The sequence below is a fragment of the Streptomyces aurantiaciflavus genome (assembly GCF_049808595.1).
GTDB lineage: Bacteria > Actinomycetota > Actinomycetes > Streptomycetales > Streptomycetaceae > Streptomyces.
The window spans coordinates 65,129-87,694 of sequence record NZ_JBNCAQ010000026.1 but is presented as its reverse complement, the minus strand read 5'-3'; the positions used below and the strand labels follow the sequence as shown (position 1 = coordinate 87,694).

Here is a 22,566-nt window from a genome sequence, read left to right as displayed (position 1 = left end):
TCGGGGGGCGCCGGGCGGGGGGGCGGGGGGCCGGGGGGCCCGGGGGGGGGCGGGGGGGCCGGGGCGGGGGGGGGGGGGCGCCCCGCCCCGGCCCGCCCGGCCGCCCGGGCACGCCGCGCCGTTCGGTCGGCGGCCCGGCGGCAGCAGCGCGTCCGCCGTGTTGACGCGGGGCAGGGCGTAGGGGTGCTCCTCGGACAGCCAGCGGATCATCTGCTCGCGCACCGTCACCCGGGTCGTCCAGATGTCGTCGGCGTCCTTGGCGGTCACCAGGGCCCTGACCTGCATGGTGTTCGGGGTGGTGTCCGTGACGTCGAGGCCGTAGGCGCGGCCGTCCCAGGCCGGGCACTCGCGCAGGATGTCGCGCAGCTTCTCGCGCATCGCGTCCAGCGGCGCCGAGTGGTCGACGTGCCAGTAGACGATGCCGGTCATCTGGGGCGTGCCGCGCGACCAGTTCTCGAACGGCTTGGACGTGAAGTACGAGACGGGCATGGTGATCCGGCGCTCGTCCCAGGTCCGCACGGTCAGGAAGGTCAGCGTGATCTCCTCGACCGTGCCCCACTCGCCGTCCACCACCACGGTGTCGCCGAGGCGGACCATGTCGCCGAAGGCGATCTGGAACCCGGCGAACATGTTGCTCAGCGTGGACTGGGCGGCGACACCGGCGACGATGCCGAGGATGCCGGCCGAGGCCAGCAGCGAGGCGCCCGCCGCGCGGAACGCCGGGAACGTCAGCAGCATCGCCGCCACCGCCACCACGCCGACGATCGCGGAGACCACCCGCATGATCAGCGACACCTGGGTGCGCACCCGCCGCACCCGGGCCGCGTCGCGGTGGACGCGCGCGTAGCGGCTGTAGGTGGTCTCCACCACCGCGGCGGCGATCCGGATCGCCAGCCAGGCGGCGGCCCCGATCAGCACCAGCGTGAGCGTCCGGCCGATGCCGACCTTGTGCTCCTGCAGCAGCTCCGCCTCGTCGTACGACCCTCTCAGCATCGCCGCGCACAGCACGAGCTGGTAGGGGATGCGGCCACGGCGCAGCAGCCCCCACAGGGGCGTCTCGGAATGGCTCCGGTCGGCCTTGCACAGCAGCCGGTCGGTGGCCCAGCCGATGAGCAGGGTCAGAACGACCGAGCCGCCGACCACGATCACGGGGCGGAGTAGGTTCTCCATGCCTTCGAACGTAACCGGCCTGGCGGGGTCATGAACATGTGCCTTTTGTGAAGAGGCACACGTCTGCTGTTGTCGGTTCCGGCTCGTGTGGCGTTGTCAGTGCCGGCTGGCACGATGGCCTCATGAACATCATGCTCTTCCATTCGACCTATGGACTGCGTCCCGCGGTGCACGCGGCGGCGGACCGGCTGCGCGCCGCCGGGCACGAGGTGTGGACCCCGGACCTCTTCGCGGGACGCACGTTCGACACGGTCGAGGAGGGCATGGCCCACAAGGAGGAGATCGGCAAGGACGAGTTGCTGAAGAGAGCCGTCCTGGCCGCCGCCCCCTACTCGGAGCGCGGCCTCGTCTACGCCGGGTTCTCGCTCGGCGCGTCCATCGCGCAGACCCTCGCCCTCGGCGACGACAAGGCCCGCGGCCTGCTGCTCCTGCACGGCACCTCCGACCTCGCGCCGAACGCCTCGGTGGACGACCTGCCGGTGCAACTGCACGTCGCCGAGCCGGACCCGTTCGAGACCGACGACTGGCTGAGCGCCTGGTACCTCCAGATGGGCAGAGCCGGCGCCGATGTCGAGATCTACCGGTACGCCGGGGCCGGCCACCTCTACACCGACCCCGACCTGCCCGACTACGACGAGGAGGCGGCCGAGGCCACCTGGCGGGTGGCGCTCGGCTTCCTCGAAACCCTGTAGGCGAGGCCCCGTCGAGGGGTCGGTGTGCGGTGGTTACACCGGGTCGTACGTCCGCTCGACCTTCTGCGTACCGCTGCGCGTGCGGTAGGAGCGGGACCAGGACGCGGTCGCGTCCGCCTTCGTACGGTCGGACAGGACGTAGTAGTCCATCTGCGCGCGGTCGGCGGTGATGTCCAGGACGCCGTAGCCGTGCCGGTCGGTGTCGACCCAGTGGACGTGGCGGTTGGCGGCCCTGATGATCGGCGCGGCGAGCGCGGAGACCGTGCCCTCGGGGACCTTCACCAGGTCGTCGAGGTTGTCGGAGGTCACCGAGGTGACCACGAACTCTGTGGCGGCCGAGGCCGACAGCGGGTACGTTCCGGCGTCCACCGGCACGTCGTTGGCCCACGCCATGTGGATGTCGCCGGTCAGGAAGACGGTGTTGCGGATGGCGTTCGAGCGCAGGTGGGCGAGGAGTTCACGGCGGTCGTCCGTGTAGCCGTCCCACTGGTCGGTGTTGAGGGCGAGGCCCTCCTGGGGCAGGCCGAGGAGCTTGGCGAGCGGCTTGAGCAGGTCCGCGGAGAGCGAGCCGATGGCGAACGGCGAGATCATCACTGAGTTGCCGACCAGCCGCCAGGTGGTGTCGGACGCCTTCAACCCGGCCTTCAGCCAGTCCAGTTGGGCGCGGCCGGTGAGGGTGCGGTCGGGGTCGTCGACCTCGCCGTCGCCGACGGAGACCTGCTGCGAGCGGAAGGAGCGCAGGTCCAGCAGGGACAGGTCGGCGAGCTTGCCGAAGCGCAGCCGGCGGTAGGTGGTGCCCGCGACGGCCGGGCGGACCGGCATCCACTCGAAGTAGGCCTGCTTGGCGGCCGCCTGACGGGCCGCCCAGGTGCCCTCCGTGCCCTCGGTGTGGTTCTCGGCGCCGCCCGACCAGGCGTCGTTGGCGATCTCGTGGTCGTCCCAGATCGCGATGCAGGGCGCCTTCGTGTGCAGGGCCTGCAGGTCCGGGTCGGTCTTGTACTTGCCGTGCCGGGTGCGGTAGTCGGCGAGCGTGAGGATCTCGTGCGTGGGCGCGTGCTGCCGTACGACGGTTCCGCGCGTGCCGTACTGGCCGGTGCCGTACTCGTAGATGTAGTCGCCGAGGTGCAGCCAGGCGTCGAGGTCGCCGCGGGCGGCGAGGTGGCGGTACGAGGAGAAGTAGCCGGCCTCCCAGTTGGCGCAGGAGACCACGCCGAAGCGGAGGCCCGCCACGGACGCGTTCGCCGCCGGCGCGGTGCGGGTACGCGCCACCGGGGAGTTGGTCCCGCCGGCCGAGAAGCGGAACCAGTAGTCGGTGGCCGGCTCCAGGCCGCGTACGTCGGCCTTGACGGTGTGGTCGGAGGCTGCGGTCGCGGTGACGGAACCCTTGGCCACGATGGCCGTCAGCGCCTTGTCCTTGGCGACGATCCACTCGACCTCGGTGTCCGGGCCGACCCCGGAACCCGGTATCGCCCCGGCGGTGGGCGTCACCCGGGTCCACAGCAGGACGCCGTCGGGCAGCGGGTCGCCGGAGGCGACACCGTGCAGGAAGGCCGGGGCCTCCTCGGCGGCCCGGGCCGGCAGCGCGGCGGCGAGCGGGCCGGCCAGCGCGGCGGTGGCAGCGGCCGCCTTGACGACCGTACGGCGGCGCGGCGCAAGCGAGTTGGCGCGGGCGGGCAGCGCGTCGGCGCTCTGTGTTGATCTGTATCGACTGGTCACGGCCGATCAGATTACTGACCAGTACGACAAAGAGCGGGCGAACTGGCAAAAGTTCGCCCGCTCTTCGACTCGGCGTCGGATCCTGCCCGAATCAGGCTGGGTTCAGGGCCGGATCAGGCCTTGAGGGCCGCCTCGATCGCGGTGTTGAAGTCGGCGACCGTCATCGGCGCGTTCTTCCCGTCGGAACCGGTCAGCGTCTTGTCGTCCATCTTCAGCGTCGGGGTGCCCGACACGCCGCTGTCGTCGAACGTCTTGGACATCTCCAGGGCCCACTTGTCATAGGTGCCGTTCTTCACGGCGTCCTGGAACTTCGCGTTGCCCTTCAGCGCGGAGACGGTGTCCGCCACCTTGATCAGGTAGCTGTCGTCCTTGAACTTGTCGTCGGACTCCTCGGGGTGCCACTTCGCCGAGTACAGCGCGGTCTTGTACTCGAGGAACGCCTCGGGGCTGACGTTGAGGGCGGCGCCCAGGGCGCTCAGCGCGTTCTTGGAACCCTCGCCGGTCAGGCTCCGGTCGAGGAAGGTGGCGCCGACGAACTGGATCTTGAACTTGCCGGCGTCGTAGTCCGCCTTCACCGTCGCGCCGACGGTCTGCTCGAACTGGGCGCAGATCGGGCAGCGCGGGTCCTCGTACATCACGAGGGTCTTCTTGGCGGTGGGCTTGCCCATGACGACGGTCGTGCCGTTCTCGCCGGTGGTGTTGGCGGGCTTGACCAGCTTGGCGTCCTTGGCCTCTTCCCAGTAGCTGGGCTTGTTGGCCTGGACGACGGCGTAGCCTATGCCGCCCGCCACGGCCAGCACGCCGACCACCGAGCAGGCGACGATGACCTGCCGCTTGATCTTGGCCTTCTTGGCCTGGCGCTCGCGTTCGAGGCGCAGCCGCTCCCGGGCCGCCGTCTTCGCCGCCTGGCTGTTCCGCTTGCTCATGTCGGTGTTCTCCATGTGGGACGCGCACAGGATGTGCGCGGGATACGTGTGTGGGACTGCTCGTGCTCGGGTGAGGGGGAGGGTGCGCCGACTGTGCGTCTCAGGCGCAGGCGGGAGCGACCCGGAGCGGCGGTCCGCGCCGTCCCAGGGAGTGCACGAGGATCCGGTCGCGGACGGTGACTGTACGGCGTGTGGGCCGCGGCAGGCGGCGGGCCGCCGGGGCGCGTCGGACGGTCACGGCGGAGACGGCCAGCAGCAGCGGCCGGAACGTGGTCGCGGCGGCCGCCCGCAGCAGCTGGGCCAGCGCCCGCTCGCCCCGGCGCAGCCAGGCGGCGGCGACGAGGCCGACGGAGACATGGGCCCCGAGCAGCAGCCAGGCGGTGGCCGGGTCGGCATGGGCGAGGAGACCGCCGAGCTTGTCGGGGTCGGTGCCGGTGACCTGGGCCAGCGGGGTGCCGACGCTGGTGCCGTCGCCGCACAGCACGTCCCAGCCGACCGAGGCCAGCGGGCCGGCGACCGGGCCGCCCGCGCGGCCGTAGCAGACGTGCTGGCCGGTGGTGAAGATCGTGTCGGCCGCCAGCTCCAGCGGGATCAGCAGGGCGGCGATCCGCCCGAAGCCGCACTCGCGGCCCGCGAGGGCGTACGCGAGGACGAACACGGCGGCCGCTACGGCGGCCACCGTGTTGAGCGGCAGCGGGGCCCGCGACAGCAGCACGTGCGACGCGGTGCTGAGCGTCACGACGAAGGCCGTGAACAGCGCCGCGCGTACGGCTCTGAGTCGGGTACCGGATATGTCCATCGCGGTGGAAGTGTGTCACGCGCTCCTGTAAGAGACCCCTAAAGGGTCTCTGTGAGAGCTCTTTTCGTTATGGATGCCACAGGGACGCCCCCGCGGGGACCCCCTGGAGACGTCCCCCGAGCATCCCCCGGAGACGTCCCCGAGGATGCCTCGCAGACGTCCCCTGGGGAGGCCTCGGGATGCCCGGAGGACCCCGTCACAGTCCCGGAATCCGGCCGTTGCGGAACAGGTCGACGAAGATCTGGTGGTCCGCACGCGCGCGTGCGCCGTAGGCGTGCGCGAAGTCCACCAGCAGGGGAGCGAAGCCCTCCTCGTCGGCCGCGATGGCCGCGTCGATGGCCCGCTCGGTGGAGAACGGGACCAGGGACTCGCCGGAGGTGTCGTCCGCCGCCGCGTGCATCGTGGCCGTGGCCCGGCCCAGGTCGGCGACGACGGCCGCGATCTCCTCCGGGTCGTCGATGTCGCCCCAGTCGAGGTCCACCGCGTACGGCGAGATCTCGGCGACCAGCTGGCCCGCGCCGTCCAGCTCGGTCCAGCCCAGCCACGGGTCGGCGTGGGCCTGCAGGGCGCGCTGGGAGATGACCGTGCGGTGCCCCTCGTGCTGGAAGTAGTCGCGGATCGCCTGGTCGGTGATGTGCCGGGAGACGGCCGGGGTCTGGGCCTGCTTGATGTAGATCACGACGTCGTTCTCCAGGGCGTCGCTGTGCCCCTCCAGCAGGATGTTGTACGACGGCAGACCGGCCGAGCCGATGCCGATGCCCCGGCGGCCGACGACGTCCTTCACGCGGTAGGAGTCCGGGCGGGCCAGGGAGGTCTCCGGCAGCGTCTCCAGGTAGCCGTCGAAGGCCGCCAGCACCTTGTAGCGCGTCGCCGCGTCCAGCTCGATGGAGCCGCCGCCCGGCGCGAAGCGGCGCTCGAAGTCGCGGATCTCCGTCATCGAGTCCAGCAGCCCGAAGCGGGTCAGGGAGCGGGCGTCCCGCAGGGCGTCCAGGAGCGGACCCTGGGCCGTGTCCAGCGTGAACGGTGGCACCTCGTCGCTCTTGGCGCCGGTGGCCAGCGCGTGGATCCGCTCGCGGTACGCGCCCGCGTACACCTCCACCAGGTCGGTGATCTGGTCGTCGCCGAGCGCCTTCGCGTATCCGATGAGGGCGATGGAGGCGGAGAAGCGCTGGAGGTCCCAGGTGAAGGGGCCGACGTACGCCTCGTCGAAGTCGTTGACGTTGAAGATCAGGCGGCCCTGCGAGTCCATGTACGTGCCGAAGTTCTCGGCGTGCAGGTCGCCGTGGATCCATACGCGCGAGGTGCGCTCGTCCAGGAACGGGCCGCTCAGTATTTTCGCGTCGCCCCGCCCGGCGCCCGCCGCGTCCAGGTCGTGGTAGAAGAGGCACGCCGTGCCCCGGTAGAAGGCGAACGCCGAGGCCGCCATCTTCCGGAACTTCACGCGGAACGCGGCCGGGTCGGCGGCCAGGAGCGCGCCGAAGGCGGTGTCGAAGACGGCGAGGATCTCCTCGCCGCGAGGCTCGTCGTTGAGCTGCGGTGCCGACATCGCGGGGTGCCTCCTGGTGCATGACGTGTACGACAGCGTTTCTGTCGTCCTCAACGGGCGGGGGCATGCGAAAGTGCCCGCGACCCTCGCTGTGAAGGTACGCGGGGGAGCCCTCCGAGTGTCAGTGCCGAGGCATAGACTTCGACGCTGACCCCCGGACTGTCCGCCCGCCTGTCGTCGACTGCCCACCCGTCGCCCGACCACCGCCCCTCAACGAGGCGCTTCGCGCCGCAGCATCTACCCCTTGGAGGCCGCCCCGTGTCGAAGCCGCCGTTCACGCACCTGCACGTCCACACCCAGTACTCGCTGCTGGACGGTGCCGCGCGGCTGAAGGACATGTTCAACGCCTGCAACGAGATGGGCATGACGCACATCGCCATGTCCGACCACGGCAACCTCCACGGGGCGTACGACTTCTTCCACTCCGCGAAGAAGGCCGGAATCACCCCGATCATCGGGATCGAGGCGTATGTCGCCCCCGAGTCCCGGCGCAACAAGCGCAAGATCCAGTGGGGCCAGCCGCACCAGAAGAGGGACGACGTCTCCGGTTCCGGTGGTTACACCCACAAGACGATCTGGGCGGCGAACGCGACGGGTCTGCACAACCTCTTCCGCCTCTCCTCGGACGCGTACGCCGAGGGCTGGCTCCAGAAGTGGCCGCGGATGGACAAGGAGACCATCGCCCAGTGGTCGGAGGGCCTGATCGCCTCCACCGGCTGCCCCTCCGGCGAGCTCCAGACCCGGCTGCGCCTCGGCCAGTACGACGAGGCCCTGAAGGCGGCCGCCGACTACCAGGACATCTTCGGCAAGGACCGCTACTTCCTGGAGCTGATGGACCACGGCATCGAGATCGAGCGCCGGGTCCGCGACGGCCTCCTCGACATCGGCAGGAAGCTCGGCATCCCGCCCCTGGTGACGAACGACTCGCACTACACGTACGCCCACGAGGCGGGGGCGCACGACGCGCTGCTGTGCATCCAGACCGGCAAGAACCTCTCCGACCCCGACCGCTTCAAGTTCGACGGCACCGGCTACTACCTGAAGTCCACCGACGAGATGTACGCCATCGACTCCTCGGACGCCTGGCAGGAGGGCTGCCGCAACACGCTCCTGGTCGCCGAGCAGATCGACACCACCGGGATGTTCGAGAAGCGCGACCTGATGCCGAAGTTCGACATCCCGGAGGGCTACACCGAGGTCACCTGGTTCAAGGAGGAGGTCCGCCGCGGCATGGAGCGCCGCTTCCCGGGCGGCATCCCCGAGGACCGCCAGAAGCAGGCCGACTACGAGATGGACGTCATCATCTCGATGGGCTTCCCCGGCTACTTCCTCGTCGTCGCCGACTTCATCATGTGGGCCAAGAACAACGGCATCGCCGTCGGCCCCGGCCGAGGCTCCGCGGCCGGCTCGATCGTCGCCTACGCCATGGGCATCACCGACCTCGACCCCATCCCGCACGGTCTGATCTTCGAGCGGTTCCTCAACCCCGAGCGCATCTCGATGCCCGACGTCGACATCGACTTCGACGAGCGCAGGCGCGTCGAGGTGATCCGGTACGTGACCGAGAAGTACGGCGCCGACAAGGTCGCCATGATCGGCACGTACGGCACCATCAAGGCCAAGAACGCGATCAAGGACTCCGCGCGCGTGCTGGGCTACCCGTACGCGATGGGCGACCGCATCACCAAGGCCATGCCCGCCGACGTCCTCGGCAAGGGCATCCCGCTCTCCGGCATCACCGACCCCAGCCACCCCCGCTACTCGGAGGCGGGCGAGGTCCGGGCGATGTACGAGAACGAGCCGGACGTGAAGAAGGTCATCGACACCGCGCGCGGTGTGGAGGGCCTGGTCCGGCAGATGGGCGTGCACGCTGCCGGCGTGATCATGTCCAGCGAGACCATCACCGAGCACGTCCCCGTCTGGGTGAGGCACACCGACGGCGTGACCATCACCCAGTGGGACTACCCGAGCTGTGAGTCGCTCGGCCTGCTGAAGATGGACTTCCTGGGCCTGCGCAACCTCACGATCATGGACGACGCCGTCAAGATGGTGAAGGCCAACAAGGGGATCGACATCGATCTCCTCGGCCTCCCGCTCGACGACCCGAAGACCTTCGAACTGCTCCAGCGCGGCGACACCCTCGGCGTCTTCCAGTTCGACGGCGGCCCCATGCGCTCCCTGCTGCGCCTGATGAAGCCGGACAACTTCGAAGACATCTCCGCCGTGTCGGCCCTGTACCGCCCGGGCCCGATGGGCATGAACTCCCACACGAACTACGCGCTGCGCAAGAACAAGCAGCAGGAGATCACGCCGATCCACAAGGAGCTGGAGGAGCCCCTCGAAGAGGTCCTGGCGGTCACCTACGGCCTGATCGTCTACCAGGAGCAGGTGCAGAAGGCCGCCCAGATCATCGCCGGCTACTCGCTCGGCGAGGCCGACATCCTCCGCCGCGTCATGGGCAAGAAGAAGCCCGACGAGCTGGCGAAGAACTTCACCATCTTCCAGGCCGGCGCCCGCAAGAACGGCTACAGCGACGAGGCCATCCAGGCCCTGTGGGACGTGCTGGTCCCGTTCGCCGGCTACGCGTTCAACAAGGCCCACTCGGCCGCGTACGGCCTGGTGTCGTACTGGACCGCGTACCTCAAGGCGAACTACCCCGCCGAGTACATGGCCGCGCTGCTGACCTCCGTCAAGGACGACAAGGACAAGTCGGCGATCTACCTCAACGAGTGCCGCCGCATGGGCATCAAGGTGCTCCCGCCGAACGTCAACGAGTCCGAGGCGAACTTCGCCGCCCAGGGCGACGACGTGATCCTCTTCGGCCTCTCCGCCGTCCGCAACGTCGGCACCAACGTCGTCGAGTCGATCATCAAGTGCCGCAAGGCCAAGGGGAAGTACGCCTCCTTCCCCGACTACCTCGACAAGGTCGAGGCGGTCGTCTGCAACAAGCGCACCACGGAATCACTGATCAAGGCCGGCGCCTTCGACTCCATGGGTCACACCCGCAAGGGCCTCACCGCGCAGTACGAGCCGATGATCGACAACGTGGTCGCGGTCAAGCGCAAGGAGGCCGAGGGCCAGTTCGACCTCTTCGGCGGCATGGGCGAGGAGCAGACCAGCGAGCCCGGCTTCGGCCTCGACGTCGAGTTCACGACCGACGAGTGGGAGAAGACGTACCTCCTCGCGCAGGAGCGCGAGATGCTCGGCCTGTACGTCTCCGACCACCCGCTGTTCGGTCTGGAGCACGTGCTCTCCGACAAGGCCGACGCCGGCATCGCCCAGCTCACCGGAGGTGAGCACGCGGACGGCGCGGTCGTCACCATCGGCGGCATCATCTCGGGCCTGCAGCGCAAGATGACCAAGCAGGGCAACGCCTGGGCGATCGCCACCGTCGAGGACCTCGCCGGCTCCATCGAGTGCATGTTCTTCCCGGCGACCTACCAGCTGGTGTCGACCCAACTCGTCGAGGACGCCGTGGTGTTCGTCAAGGGCCGCCTGGACAAGCGTGAGGACGTGCCGCGTCTGGTCGCGATGGAGCTGATGGTCCCGGACCTGTCCACCGCGGGCACCAACGCGCCCGTGATCCTGACCATCCCGGCCGTGAAGGTGACGCCGCCGATGGTCAGCCGCCTCGGCGAGATCCTCACCCATCACAAGGGCGACAGCGAGGTCCGGATCAAGCTCCAGGGTCCGACCAAGACGACGGTGCTGCGCCTGGACCGGCACCGGGTGAAGCCCGACCCGGCGCTGTTCGGCGATCTGAAGGTGCTGCTCGGGCCGTCCTGCCTGGCGGGCTGAGGCGGCGACACGCGCGAGGGGCGCACCCGGAACCGGGTGCGCCCCTCGGTACGTGCATGGGCGGCAACGGCCCGACGCACAGACGCTAGTTGTGACCGAAGCGCTTGCCGCGTCCCTTGCCGCGGGCGACTTCGCCGGGCGTCACCTGCGTGGTCTGCTGCTCGTCCTGCGGCTCCATGGTGGACTGCTGTGCCGTCTGCGGAGTGCGCTGCGACTGCGACTGCTTACGGTCACGGTTCTTGTTCTTGGCCATGGTGATCTGCCTCCTGTCGGGGGTCTGGGGGCCAGGGCCGGGACCAGATTCACATAAGCAGACTTACAGCGCATTTCAGACAATTACCCTGTGTGACAGGGGTGGTCGGGAGGGCCCCGCGCCGAAACGCCACGCCGAAGATCGAGTTCGGACCGTTAACCCCTGTGTGGTCGGGCAGACTCGAAGCAAGCCCGAAGCAAACCTCCCGGAAAGAGGGTGAGTCGTGTGGACCGCTGCATCGTCCTGGTGGACGCCGGGTATCTGCTGGGGGCCGCCGCGAGTCTCCTCGCCGGAGAGCCGTCGCGGTCCCGGATCACCGTCGACCACTCCGCTCTGGTCCAGGGCCTGCGCGAACAGGCCGAGTCCGACACGGAACGGCCGCTGCTGCGCATCTACTGGTTCGACGGCGCCCCCGACCGCGTCCCCCAGCCCGAGCACCGCAGGCTGCGCGTCATGCCCCGGGTCACCGTCCGCCTGGGCGCCCTGACCCGCAGCGACGGCCGCTGGGCGCAGAAGGGCGTCGACGCCGCCATGCACGCCGAGCTGACCGAACTGGCCCGCAACCGCGCCTGCTCCGACGTCGTCCTCGTCACCGGCGACGGCGACCTGCTGCCCGGCATGATGGCCGCCAAGGAGCACGGCGTCGCCGTCCACCTGTGGGCCGTCCAGGCCGCCGACGGCGACTACAACCAGTCCGAGGACCTGGTCGCCGAGGCCGACGAGCGGCGCGTCCTGGACCGTACGTGGATCACCAAGGCCGTCCGCGCCAAGGACCTCGGCGGGGTCTGCGCGCCCCCGCCCGTGCCCCGGCCCGAGATCGCCGCGATCCTCTCCGCGCCGCTGCCCGACTCCACGCTCGCCCCCGCCGCCGAGCGGCAGACCGAGGAGGGCGAGCACGCCCCCGCGGCCCCGGCCGACGGCGCCGGACCGCAGGAGCGGGTCCCCGCGGCCAAGGGCGTCCCCACCCCGAAAGACCTCGCCGCCCTGCGCGCACCCGGCGCCCAGGCCGTCCAGCACCCCGCGACCGCCACCCTGCGCTGGTCCTCCGACAAGGGCTGGGTCGACCGCCCCGGTGTCGCCGCCGAGCCCGCCGAGGCCGCCTCGATGCCCACCCTCGCCCAGCTCACCACGGCGGAGCAGCGGTGGGCCGACCGTGAGGAGGACATCACCACCGTCGGCGGCGACCCCTACGAGGTGGGGCAGGTCTTCGCACGCCGGTGGATGGAGCGTCTCGGCGACCAGAGCCACCTGCAGAAGCTGTCGGGCATGTATCCGCGCATCCCGCACCGCATCGACGGCGAGCTGCTGCGGTACGCGGCCCGCTTCGGACTGCTCGCCCACAAGGACGACCAGATCGACGAGCACGACCGCTACGCCATCCGGGCGGGGTTCTGGCGGGAGATCGACGTACGGACGGCCGCCGAGCACGCCCCGGCGGGGGACTGAACCGGGCACTCGGAGCGCCCCCGACCGCGAGCGGGGGGCGCCGACCCCGTAGTCTCGTCCCTTGTGAGTACGCGCGCGGCACCGGCAATACGGCACAGGGACGAGGTCGTGTGTGCCGTGCGCGGTCTGACCAAGACCTATCCGGCGGTACGCGGCCGGCGCGGCACCCCCGCGGCCCCCGAGGTCCGCGCCACGGACGACGTACGGCTGGACGTCCGGCGCGGTGAGATCTTCGGACTGCTCGGGCCGAACGGGGCCGGCAAGACCAGCCTCGTCCGCCAGGTGACCGGGCTGATGCGGCCCGACACGGGCAGCGTGGAGATCCTCGGGCACGACATCGTGCGCCACCCCGAGCGGGCCGCGCGCCTCCTCGCCTACCTCGGCCAGGAGTCCACCGCCCTCGACGAACTCACCGTCTCCCTCGCCGCCGAGACCACCGGACGCCTGCGCGGCCTCGACGTAGCGCAGGCGCGCCAGGAGCGGGACGCCGTGCTCGACGAGCTCGGGCTCACCCCCATCGCCGGGCGGCCGCTGCGGAAGCTGTCCGGCGGGCAGCGGCGGCTGGCCTGTTTCGCGACCGCGCTGGTGGGGGAGCGGCCGCTGCTGGTGCTGGACGAGCCGACCACCGGGATGGACCCCGTCGCCCGGCGGGCGGTGTGGTCGGCCGTGGACCGGCGGCGCGCCGAGCGCGGGACGACCGTCCTGCTCGTCACCCACAACGTCATCGAGGCCGAGACCGTCCTCGACCGGGTCGCCGTCCTCGACAAGGGCCGGGTCATCGCCTGCGACACCCCCGCCGGGCTCAAGGAGCAGGTCGCGGGCGAGGTGCGGGTGGAGCTGGTGTGGCGGGAGCGGGCGCCGCTGGAGGTTCCCGAGGTGACCGCACTGCGCGAGCGGGCCGTGGAGTCCGGGCGCCGCTGGACGCTGCGGCTCGCCCCCGAGGAGGCCCGCGCGGTCGTCGCCACCGTCACCGGCGGCGCCGCCTTCGCCGCCCTCGACGACTTCACCCTCGCGACGCCCAGCCTGGAGGACGTGTACCTGGCGCTGGGCGGCGCCGCGCGGCAGGGATTGGTGAGGGCGTGAGCAGGACAGCCACCGCATCCGTACCCGAAAGGGCGACTGCCGGAGTGCACGCCGAGAAGTCCGAGAAGGGGAGCAGCGCGACGTGAGTGTCGTACCCGCGGAGGTTCTGCCGGGCAGCGCCCTGGCCGTGGACGAGCAGCCGTCCCGCGAGGCGGCCGAGCTGGGGCCGCGAGCGCGGCTGTGGCCGTCGCTCGTGGCCGTGTACCGGGCGCAGCTGTCCCGCGCGCGCGTGGCGCGCATCCCGCTGCTGTTCGTGGCGACCTTCCAGTCGGTCGGCATCCTGATCATGATGCGCGGGGTCGTGGACGGCGGACGCGAGGCGGAGGCCGTCGTGGCCGGCTCGGCCGTCCTCGTCGTCGCCTTCGTCGCGCTGAACCTGCTCGCGCAGTACTTCGGGCAGCTGCGGGCGAGCGGGGGGCTCGACCACTACGCGACGCTGCCGGTGCCGCCCGCCGCCGTGGTGCTCGGCGCGGCGGGCGCGTACGCCTCCTTCACCGTGCCGGGGACCCTGGTGACCGCCGTCTTCGGATGCGTGCTGTTCGGGCTGCCGCTGACCCACCTGTGGGTGCTCGCGGCGGTGATCCCGCTGGCGGGCGCCGCGCTGTCCGGGCTCGGCGCGGCCTTCGGGCTGCTCGCGCCCCGGCCCGAGCTGGCCACCGTCCTCGGCCAGCTGGGCATGTCCGCGGCGCTGCTCCTGGGCGTGCTGCCGCCCGACCGGATGCCGGAGCCCGTGCGCCTCGCCCGCGACCTGCTGCCGTCGACGTACGGCGTCGAGGCCTTCGCGCGGACCTTCCGGGCGAACCCCGACTGGGCGTTCGTCCTCGGGGACCTCGCGGTGTGCGCGGGCGTCGGCGTCGTCTCGCTGGCCGTCGCCACCTGGGCATACCGTCGGGCCGCCGTCCGATGACGCGCCGCACAGGCGTACCTGGCACGATGTCAGGGTGACCGCACCGCTGACTCCCCCTCCGCCCCCGCACGAACCGTCCCCGCACGGCGCCTGGCCGCCGGCGCCGGGCGGGTACGCGGGTGTGGCCGCGCCCCACGACGCCGGACACGGACAGGACGGACCCGGGATGAAGGCCGAGCTGCGGGAAGCCGCCGTGATCACCGTGCTGGTCACGGTCGCCGGGGCGCTGCTCGGGCTGCTGTGGGTGTGGCTCGCGCCGCGCGTGCCGCTGGTCGGGGACGTGGTGGACGGCAGCTGGGTCGTCTACCTCAAGGACACCGAGGGCGAGCAGGCGATCGGCGTCGACGGAACGTTCACTCTTCTCGCCCTGGCCTGCGGCGCCGTGAGCGGGCTGGCGGTGTTCGCCTGGCGGCGCCGCGGAGGCGTGCCGCTGGTCGTGGCCCTGGCCCTCGGCGGCCTGCTCGGCTCCCTTCTGGCCTGGCGCCTCGGCCTCTGGCTCGGCCCCTCCCACGACGTCCTCGCCCAGGCCAAGGCGGCGGGCAAGAACGTGACCTTCTCGGCCCCCCTGAAGCTGAGCGCCAAGGGCACACTCCTGGCCTGGCCCCTGTCCGCCCTGCTGGTCCACCTGGGGCTCACGGCCCTGTTCGGACCACGGGACCCGGAGGTGTTCGGACCGCACGGCCCGGCGGGGTACGGCGGCTACGGCCGGCCGGGGCCCTACGGAAAGCCGCACGAAGGGCCGCCGGCGTAGGACGCGCGGACTCGGCGCACCGGGCGCCGGCCGGTGCGCCGGGGTCGCGGGCGAGGCTGGTCCATGCGCTCGATCGCCGTCCGCGGCACCTAGGTGGCGCCCCTGCCGATCGGTGCCCCCGGTGACGCACGGTGCGACGCCGGAAGGTCACGTGAGCCGGCCCTCGGCGCAGGTCACGCACGCCCGATGGGCGCCAGGGTCGCCTCCGTGAGCTTGGCGAGGTCGATGGGGGTCAGTTCGACCTCCAGGCCGCGGCGGCCCGCCGAGACGCAGATGGTGGCGTGGGCCTCCGCCGAGTCGTCGAGGACCGTCGGGAGTTTCTTGCGCTGGCCCAGCGGGGAGATGCCGCCCCGGACGTAGCCCGTGGTGCGTTCTGCGAGCGCCGGGTCCGCCATGGCCGCGCGTTTGCCGCCGACGGCCGCCGCCAGGGCCTTCAGGTCCAGGGAGCCCGCGACCGGGACCACCGCCACGGTCAGGGTGCCGTCGACGTCCGCGACGAGGGTCTTGAAGACCCGATCCGGGGAGACGCCCATCGCCTCGGCCGCCTCCTCCCCGTAGGAGGGGTGGCTCGGGTCGTGGTCGTAGGCGTGGACCGTGAAGTCCACGCCCGCCGCCGTCAGGGCCACCGTCGCCGGCGTGCCCCCGGACTGCTGTTGCTTCTTCGGCTTCTTCGCCATGTTCCCTGTTCGCGCCTTCTCGGTGACGTCAGTTGAGACTGGTCGGCCCGCGCGTGAGTTCCGCCGCGGGCAGCGAGGGCAGGCTACGGAGGATGGCCGTCTCCGCGCGCAGCAGTTTCAGTTCGTCGCGCAGGCGCGAGGCGGTGTCCGGGGCCTGCAGCAGCCGCTGCTTGGTCGGGGTGTCGAGCATCATCGCGGCCGCCACCAGGTACGACACCACGGACGGCTCGTCCGGCAGGTCGGCGCCGGTCGCCAGGGACCGCTCCCGGGCGCCCGCGAGCCGCTTCTGGTACTGGCGGAAGGCCCGCAGCACGCCCTCCGCGAGCGCGCCCGCCTCGTCCCCCGGGTCCTCCGGCAGCTCCTGCAGCTCCGCCGTCAGGAACGCCCCGGAGGCGTCCACCGACAGCAGCCGTACCCGGGTCGTGCCGGTCGCCAGCACCTCGAAGGTGCCGTCGGCCCGCTCCCGGATCGTCGCCGCGTCGGCGACACACCCGATCCCGTGGAACGCCTTGAGCGGCTCGTCGCCGAAGCCGGCCGCCGGACCCAGCTGGGGCAGCGCCGTCGGGTCGGGCATGCCGGGTGCGCTGGGCGCCACCTCGTGGCCGTCGCGGATCGCCACGACGGCGAACCGGCGCGGTTCCTCCTCGGGGGTCTTCAGCAGATCGCGCATCAGGGCGCGATAGCGCTCCTCGAAGACGTTGAGCGGGAGCACTAGCCCCGGGAACAACACCGAGTTCAGTGGGAAGAGCGGCAGCCGGACGGTGGTCACGTCGCAGAAGCCTAGTGGCCCGCGGGGTACGAACGTTCCCCGTGCCCGTTCAGCGGACGCGACGGGGGCTGCCCGGGCAGGGACGGGGGCTGTCCGGACGGTCCCGAGAGCACGGCCTCACGCACCGCCAGGAAGTGCCCGAGCGGGTCGTCCGAGAGCCGGCCCCAGGGGAAGGACGTGGCGTACGGGCCGATCAGGCGCAGCTGGACGAGGGCCTCCTCGCGGCGGCCGAGGCGCACCAGGACGTACGTCAGCAGGTTGCGGATCTCGGCGGGCCACGGATCGGACCCGGGGAAGCGGGCGGAGAGCTCGACGGCCCGGTCGGCGGCGGCGTCGAGGCGCTCGCGGGGCACCTCGGGCCCGCAGCCGTCGGTGAGGTAGGCGAACGCCGCCCGCACCGGCAGCGCCTGCACCAGGGAGCCCGCCGGGGCGTCCTGCGCGGCCCGGTCGGCGAAGTCGAAGCACTCGCGGTGGGAGCCGTGCCACGACTCGGCCAGGTAGCGCTTGGCGGCCACATGGCAGCCGTAGTGGTGCGGGGCGCGGCGGATCGCGGCCGCCCACAGCTCCTCGAAGTACTTGTGCCCGGCGTTCGACCCGCGCGCGTGGTCCAGGGCGATCCGCCACGGCACCGGGTCGCGGACGTCGCTCTGCGCGGCCGCCGTGATCAGCGGGCTGACCTCGCGCAGCAGCTCGGCCCGGGCGGGCGACCGCCAGGCGCGGTCCACGGCGAGATGGGCGGCGACCAGCAGCACGTCCGGGTCGCGCGGGGCGGCGGCGCGCCACTCCTCGAACCACTCCGGGCGCGAGCCCGCGAAGGAGGCCAGGCGCGTCACGTACCGGTCCCGGTACTCCCACTCGGCCCGCTCGCGGGTGCCGGCCAGCAGCGCGGCGGCGGCCTGGTACGTGCCCCGCCCGGCCGCGACCAGCGCGGGTCCGAGCCGGTCGTCGGGCACGTCGAGGAGCACCTCGTCGTCGGCCGGGAGCCCTGCGACGAGGTGGGGGGCGGCGTTCCGCGCACGCCGGGACACGGCCGTCCGGGAGGCACGGATGAAGGGGGGCAGCAGAGCCATGGTTTTGCCATTGAAAAGCCGCCGGTCGGCCATGCGCCAGGGGGTGAGGCAAACCTGAGGAAAGTTGTACGCCGCCGGGTCAAGGACCGGTAAAACGTGAGCCTCCCTCAACTGTCGACGGGTCGAGCGGCCCCGCCGCCGCCCGGAAGGTCCGGTTCAGTTTCGCCGCAGCAACCGCGTCGTCCCGGCCGCCACCGTCGTCGCCAGGATCCAGCCCAGCAGGATCATCGCCGCCTGCAGCCACTGCCAGCCGCCGTGCAGCCGCCACTGGCCGGCCTGGCCCAGGTCGATCACGGGCAGCAGCAGGTCGAGGGCGAACAGCGCCGGGTTCCAGGGCGGATGCCCCTCACGGCTGACCGGCGGATGGTCGGCGCGCGCGAAGGCCAGGGAACTCGCCGCCCACAGCACCGCCATCCACACCGCGGCCCGGCCCGGCCGGTACCCGTAGGCGACCGTCCAGTCCTGCGCGTACCCCCAGAACTTCCCGGCCGGCGGCAGGGTCTCGCGGCGCCGTCGCTGCTTGGCGAGCAGCACCTCCCGGGCGTCCTCGTCCTCCCCGCCCGCCCGCAGCACGGCCGCCAGCCGCTCGTACGGCTCCGGGTTGTACTCGGCGGTAGCGGCGGCCACCCACTCCAGCCGCTCCGCCAGCGGGAACGGGCCCTGCGGGACCAGATTCTCGTACGTGAAGCCGCCCATGTGCAGATTGCCGGGGCCCGGCCAGGCGCTCGCGCGGTCCACCAGGTTGACCACCCGCGCCCCCGACAGGACCACCTTGCCGCGCTGCGGCTTCTCCCCGAGGAAACGCAGCTCGGGCGTCTGCACCCGGCGCAGCGACAGCTCCTGCTCGTCGGTGAGGGCGAACCGGGCCCGCTCCAGGTCGACGGCGTCCCCGAACCGCCCGTCGTCGAGCCGCACCCCGCCCCGGCACTCGAAGCGCTGGACGCGCGTCCCGCGCGCGGGCGTCGTGCCGTACGGCGTCTGGCCCCCGACACCGGCCGGGGTCAGGTACAGGGAGCGCTCCACCGTCAGCTGGGGTGCGTTGAGCGCGAACCGGGTGTACGGGTTGGCCAGCCGGGCCCCGCGCAGACTCAGCGACACGCCGATCTTGGCGCTGCGCAGCCTCAGCTCGCCGTGCGACTCGAGCAGCTCCGCCTGGAGGTCCTGGCCGACGGTCAGACCGTCGGCGGAGACCGAGCGGCCGGTGCGGTCCCGGTAGACGACCGCCATGTTGAGCAACAGGTCCGTGCCGATGTGCGCGTCGGTGAGCCGGACGCCGTTGTGGAAGCGGCAGCGGGGCAGATGCAGATCGCCCTCCGTCTGCAGCCGGGCCGCCTCCAGCCGCGGCACCGAGCAGTCCACCATCCGCAGGGTCGTCACTCGCGCCTCCGGCAGCAGCACGTCCTGCTCGAACCGGCAGCGCTTCAGCTCCACGTACGGCACCACCGTGCCGCCCGCGAGGTCGAGGCTGCCGCTGATCTGCACGCCGACCAGCTTGAGCGAGGAGACCCGGCCCGCGAGCGCGGGCGGGCCGTCCAGCAGCAGCCAGGCAAGGATCCGCGCCCGCACGGTCCGCGCCTCGCCCCACGGATGCCCGCCGTGCGGATCGTCGACGACCGTGTCACCGCTGCTCAGGTCGTACACGGTGCCGTTGCGGAAGGCCTGCCACATACCGGCCTCCGCCGCGGTCAGGTCGTCCGGCAGGTCCCCGGCGTCGATCCCGGCCCCCTCCGTCACGCTGCTCGTTCCTCCTCCGACCCAGGTGTCTCGTACAGCCGTTCATGCCCGCTGAGTGACGCCCCGAACGCTGTTCATGCCGTGCCTTCCGGGAGGGCACCCGCCGGGCCACCCTCATCCTCCGGATCGCGCCACGTTCTGTATCAGCCATTGATACGTGCCGACGACGTCCGAGGCCGGTCTGAGAGAATTGACGTCGTGATCTCCCGAATCGATCTGCGCGGCGACGCCCTTCCCGAGGGTCCCGCCCTGCGCGACCTGCTGCCCCGAGCCGACTTCGACGTTCAGGCCGCCCTGGAGAAGGTGCGTCCGATCTGCGAGGCCGTGCATCATCGGGGCGACGCGGCGCTGATCGACTTCGCCGAGAGGTTCGACGGCGTCCGGCTGGACCGGGTGCGGGTCCCGGCCGAGGCCCTGGCCAAGGCGCTCGAGGAGCTCGACCCGGCCGTGCGCGCGGCGCTGGAGGAGTCCATCCGCCGCGCCCGTCTCGTCCACCGCGAACAGCGCCGTACGACCCACACGACGCAGGTCGTGCCCGGCGGTTCCGTGACCGAGAAGTGGGTTCCGGTCGAGCGGGTCGGGCTGTACGCGCCCGGTGGCCGGTCGGTCTACCCGTCCTCCGTCGTCATGAACGTCGTGCCGGCGCAGGAGGCCGGCGTCGAGTCCGTCGCGCTCGCCTCCCCGGCCCAGGCCGAGTTCGGCGGCCTGCCGCACCCCACGATCCTCGCCGCCTGCGCGCTGCTCGGCGTCGACGAGGTGTACGCGGCAGGCGGCGCCACCGCCGTCGCGATGTTCGCGTACGGCACCGAGTCCTGCGCGCCCGCCAACATGGTCACCGGCCCCGGCAACATCTGGGTCGCCGCCGCCAAGCGCTACTTCACCGGCAAGATCGGCATCGACGCCGAGGCCGGCCCGACCGAGATCGCGGTCCTGGCCGACTCCACCGCCGACCCGGTGCACGTCGCCTCCGACCTGATCAGCCAGGCCGAGCACGACCCGCTGGCCGCCGCCGTCCTGGTCACGGACTCCGTGGAGCTCGCGGACGCGGTCGAGAAGGAGCTGGAGCCGCAGGTCGCGGCCACCAAGCACATCGAGGACCGGATCGTCCCGGCGCTGAAGGGCAAGCAGTCCGCGATCGTCCTCGTCGACGGCATCGACGAGGGCCTCAGGGTGGTCGACGCGTACGGCGCCGAGCACCTGGAGATCCAGACCGCGGACGCGGCCGCCGTGGCCGACCGGGTGCGCAACGCGGGCGCGATCTTCATCGGGCCCTGGGCGCCGGTCTCCCTCGGCGACTACGCGGCCGGGTCCAACCACGTCCTGCCCACCGGCGGCTGCGCCTGCCACTCCTCCGGGCTGTCCGTCCAGTCCTTCCTGCGCGGCATCCACATCGTCGACTACACGCAGGACGCGCTGGCCGACGTCGCGCACCACGTGGTGACGCTGGCGGAGGCGGAGGACCTGCCCGCGCACGGCGCGGCGATCAAGGCACGGTTCGGGTGGAAGGTACCGACGAGCAAGTGAACTTCGGAATCGACGATCTCCCCGTACGGGACGAGCTGCGCGGCAAGTCCCCCTACGGCGCGCCCCAGCTGGACGTCCCCGTACGGCTGAACACCAACGAGAACCCCTACCCGCTGCCCGAACCGCTGGTCGAGCGGATCGCCGAGCGGGTGCGCGAGGCGGCCCGGAACCTCAACCGCTACCCGGACCGGGACGCGGTCGAGCTGCGCACGCGGCTGGCCCAGTACCTGACGGACACCTCCGGTCACGAGGTCGGCCCGGCCAACGTGTGGGCGGCGAACGGCTCCAACGAGGTCATCCAGCAGCTGCTGCAGACCTTCGGCGGGCCGGGCCGTACGGCGATCGGCTTCGAGCCGTCGTACTCGATGCACGGCCTCATCGCGCGCGGCACCGGCACGGGATGGATCTCCGGGCCGCGCAACGAGGACTTCACCATCGACCTGGCGGCGGCCGAGACGGCGATCGCCGAGAACCGGCCCGACGTCGTCTTCATCACCACCCCCAACAACCCCACCGGCACCGCGGTCCCGGCCGAGACGGTCCTCGCGCTGTACGAGGCGGCGCAGGCCGCCAAACCGTCGATGGTGATCGTCGACGAGGCGTACATCGAGTTCAGCCACGGCGACTCGCTGCTGCCGCTGCTCGAAGGCCGGCCGAACCTCGTCGTCTCGCGGACGATGTCGAAGGCCTTCGGCGCGGCCGGACTGCGCCTCGGCTACCTCGCCGCCCACCCGGCCGTGGTGGACGCCGTCCAGCTCGTCCGGCTGCCCTACCACCTCTCCGCCGTCACACAGGCGACCGCCCTGGCCGCGCTGGAGCACACCGGCACACTGCTGAAGTACGTCGAGCAGCTGAAGACGGAGCGCGACCGGCTGGTGGGCGAACTGCTGGCGCTCGGCTACGAGGTGACGGCCTCGGACGCCAACTTCGTGCAGTTCGGGCGGTTCGACGACGCCCACGCGGTCTGGCAGAAGATCCTCGACCGGGGCGTCCTGGTCCGGGACAACGGCGTTCCGGGGTGGCTGCGGGTCACCGCCGGCACCCCGGAAGAGAACGACGCGTTCCTCGACGCGGTCCGTGAGATCAAGAAGGAGCAGAGTTCATGACTCGCGCAGGGCGCCTGGGAAGGGTCGAGCGTACGACCAAGGAGACGTCCGTCCTGGTCGAGATCGACCTCGACGGCACCGGGAAGACCGACATCGCGACCGGTGTCGGCTTCTACGACCACATGCTCGACCAGCTCGGCCGGCACGGTCTGTTCGACCTGACCGTGAAGACCGACGGCGATCTGCACATCGACTCCCACCACACCATCGAGGACACCGCCCTCGCGCTGGGCGCCGCCTTCAAGCAGGCCCTCGGCGACAAGGTGGGGATCTACCGCTTCGGCAACTGCACGGTCCCGCTGGACGAGTCCCTCGCCCAGGTCACCGTCGACCTGTCCGGCCGCCCGTACCTCGTGCACACCGAGCCCGAGAAGATGGCGCCGATGATCGGCGAGTACGACACCACGATGACCCGGCACATCCTGGAGTCCTTCGTCGCCCAGGCCCAGATCGCGCTGCACGTGCACGTGCCCTACGGGCGCAACGCGCACCACATCGTGGAGTGCCAGTTCAAGGCGCTGGCCCGGGCCCTGCGCTACGCGTCCGAGCGCGACCCGCGCGCGGCGGGCATCCTCCCCTCCACGAAGGGCGCGCTGTAA

General features: G+C 71.6%; 19 protein-coding genes. 9 read left to right on the top strand and 10 right to left on the bottom strand.

From position 1 onward, the window contains the following. On the bottom strand, positions 1–1,170 hold a 1,170-nt coding region (locus ACPT94_RS28350; RefSeq protein ID WP_425247142.1), incomplete at its 3' end, for a mechanosensitive ion channel family protein. A gap of 122 nt (positions 1,171–1,292) precedes the next feature. On the opposite strand from ACPT94_RS28350, the gene ACPT94_RS28345 reads away from it, so the two are divergent. After that, positions 1,293–1,862, top strand: a complete 570-nt coding sequence (locus ACPT94_RS28345) for a dienelactone hydrolase family protein (RefSeq protein WP_360346070.1) — start codon at positions 1,293–1,295, stop codon at positions 1,860–1,862. Positions 1,863–1,895: 33 nt separating this feature from the next. On the opposite strand, the gene ACPT94_RS28340 is transcribed toward ACPT94_RS28345, so the two are convergent. The 4 genes from ACPT94_RS28340 to ACPT94_RS28325 form a co-directional block, all read right to left on the bottom strand. Beyond that, complete coding sequence (locus ACPT94_RS28340; protein ID WP_425247141.1) at positions 1,896–3,578, bottom strand: alkaline phosphatase D family protein; 1,683 nt, start codon at positions 3,576–3,578, stop codon at positions 1,896–1,898. A gap of 113 nt (positions 3,579–3,691) precedes the next feature. Next, on the bottom strand, positions 3,692–4,504 hold the full coding sequence (locus tag ACPT94_RS28335) for a thioredoxin domain-containing protein (RefSeq protein WP_360346074.1): 813 nt from the start codon (positions 4,502–4,504) through the stop codon (positions 3,692–3,694). A gap of 100 nt (positions 4,505–4,604) precedes the next feature. Beyond that, a complete protein-coding gene (locus ACPT94_RS28330) occupies positions 4,605–5,303 on the bottom strand; it encodes a hypothetical protein (protein WP_425247140.1) in 699 nt (232 codons plus the stop codon). A gap of 196 nt (positions 5,304–5,499) precedes the next feature. Then, positions 5,500–6,849, bottom strand: coding sequence for a DUF2252 domain-containing protein (locus tag ACPT94_RS28325; protein WP_425247139.1), 1,350 nt, complete (start codon positions 6,847–6,849; stop codon positions 5,500–5,502). A 258-nt stretch (positions 6,850–7,107) separates the two neighbouring features. On the opposite strand from ACPT94_RS28325, the gene dnaE reads away from it, so the two are divergent. After that, the gene (gene dnaE / locus ACPT94_RS28320; RefSeq protein WP_360346080.1) at positions 7,108–10,647 is read left to right on the top strand and encodes a DNA polymerase III subunit alpha; all 3,540 of its coding nucleotides are present in this window, start codon (positions 7,108–7,110) and stop codon (positions 10,645–10,647) included. A gap of 85 nt (positions 10,648–10,732) precedes the next feature. Here the strand turns inward: dnaE and ACPT94_RS28315 are convergent, their stop codons facing one another. Next, positions 10,733–10,900, bottom strand: coding sequence for a hypothetical protein (locus tag ACPT94_RS28315; protein WP_360346082.1), 168 nt, complete (start codon positions 10,898–10,900; stop codon positions 10,733–10,735). A gap of 225 nt (positions 10,901–11,125) precedes the next feature. On the opposite strand from ACPT94_RS28315, the gene ACPT94_RS28310 reads away from it, so the two are divergent. The 4 genes from ACPT94_RS28310 (at position 11,126) to ACPT94_RS28295 (ending at position 15,087) form a co-directional block, all read left to right on the top strand. After that, positions 11,126–12,346 (top strand): NYN domain-containing protein, encoded by a 1,221-nt coding sequence (locus tag ACPT94_RS28310; protein ID WP_360346084.1) that lies wholly within the window; start codon positions 11,126–11,128, stop codon positions 12,344–12,346. A gap of 108 nt (positions 12,347–12,454) precedes the next feature. Beyond that, complete coding sequence (locus tag ACPT94_RS28305; RefSeq protein WP_360346086.1) at positions 12,455–13,429, top strand: ABC transporter ATP-binding protein; 975 nt, start codon at positions 12,455–12,457, stop codon at positions 13,427–13,429. Positions 13,430–13,511: 82 nt separating this feature from the next. Then, the gene (locus ACPT94_RS28300) at positions 13,512–14,336 is read left to right on the top strand and encodes an ABC transporter permease (RefSeq protein WP_360346088.1); all 825 of its coding nucleotides are present in this window, start codon (positions 13,512–13,514) and stop codon (positions 14,334–14,336) included. A 34-nt stretch (positions 14,337–14,370) separates the two neighbouring features. Continuing rightward, a complete protein-coding gene (locus ACPT94_RS28295) occupies positions 14,371–15,087 on the top strand; it encodes a hypothetical protein (RefSeq protein ID WP_425247138.1) in 717 nt (238 codons plus the stop codon). Between the two features lie 173 nt (positions 15,088–15,260). On the opposite strand, the gene ybaK is transcribed toward ACPT94_RS28295, so the two are convergent. The 4 genes from ybaK to ACPT94_RS28275 form a co-directional block, all read right to left on the bottom strand. Then, positions 15,261–15,764, bottom strand: a complete 504-nt coding sequence (gene ybaK, locus ACPT94_RS28290; RefSeq protein ID WP_360346092.1) for a Cys-tRNA(Pro) deacylase — start codon at positions 15,762–15,764, stop codon at positions 15,261–15,263. A 28-nt stretch (positions 15,765–15,792) separates the two neighbouring features. Further along, positions 15,793–16,533, bottom strand: a complete 741-nt coding sequence (locus ACPT94_RS28285) for an LON peptidase substrate-binding domain-containing protein (protein ID WP_360346094.1) — start codon at positions 16,531–16,533, stop codon at positions 15,793–15,795. 11 nt (positions 16,534–16,544) lie between these two features. Further along, positions 16,545–17,603: a hypothetical protein gene (locus tag ACPT94_RS28280; protein ID WP_425247137.1), complete on the bottom strand. Its 1,059-nt coding sequence runs from the start codon at positions 17,601–17,603 to the stop codon at positions 16,545–16,547. Between the two features lie 156 nt (positions 17,604–17,759). Beyond that, entirely contained in the window at positions 17,760–19,337 is a 1,578-nt protein-coding gene (locus ACPT94_RS28275) for an oxidoreductase (RefSeq protein WP_360346098.1), read from the bottom strand. A 198-nt stretch (positions 19,338–19,535) separates the two neighbouring features. Here ACPT94_RS28275 and hisD point away from each other — a divergent pair, with 198 nt between their 5' ends. From hisD to hisB, 3 genes are read left to right on the top strand one after another with little or no spacing between them, the layout of a single operon-like run. Continuing rightward, entirely contained in the window at positions 19,536–20,861 is a 1,326-nt protein-coding gene (gene hisD / locus ACPT94_RS28270) for a histidinol dehydrogenase (protein WP_425247136.1), read from the top strand. Continuing rightward, a complete protein-coding gene (locus ACPT94_RS28265; RefSeq protein ID WP_425247135.1) occupies positions 20,858–21,967 on the top strand; it encodes a histidinol-phosphate transaminase in 1,110 nt (369 codons plus the stop codon). Before hisD ends, ACPT94_RS28265 begins: the two co-directional genes overlap by 4 nt. Then, entirely contained in the window at positions 21,964–22,566 is a 603-nt protein-coding gene (hisB, locus tag ACPT94_RS28260) for an imidazoleglycerol-phosphate dehydratase HisB (protein WP_360346104.1), read from the top strand. The genes ACPT94_RS28265 and hisB overlap by 4 nt, the downstream gene beginning before the upstream one ends.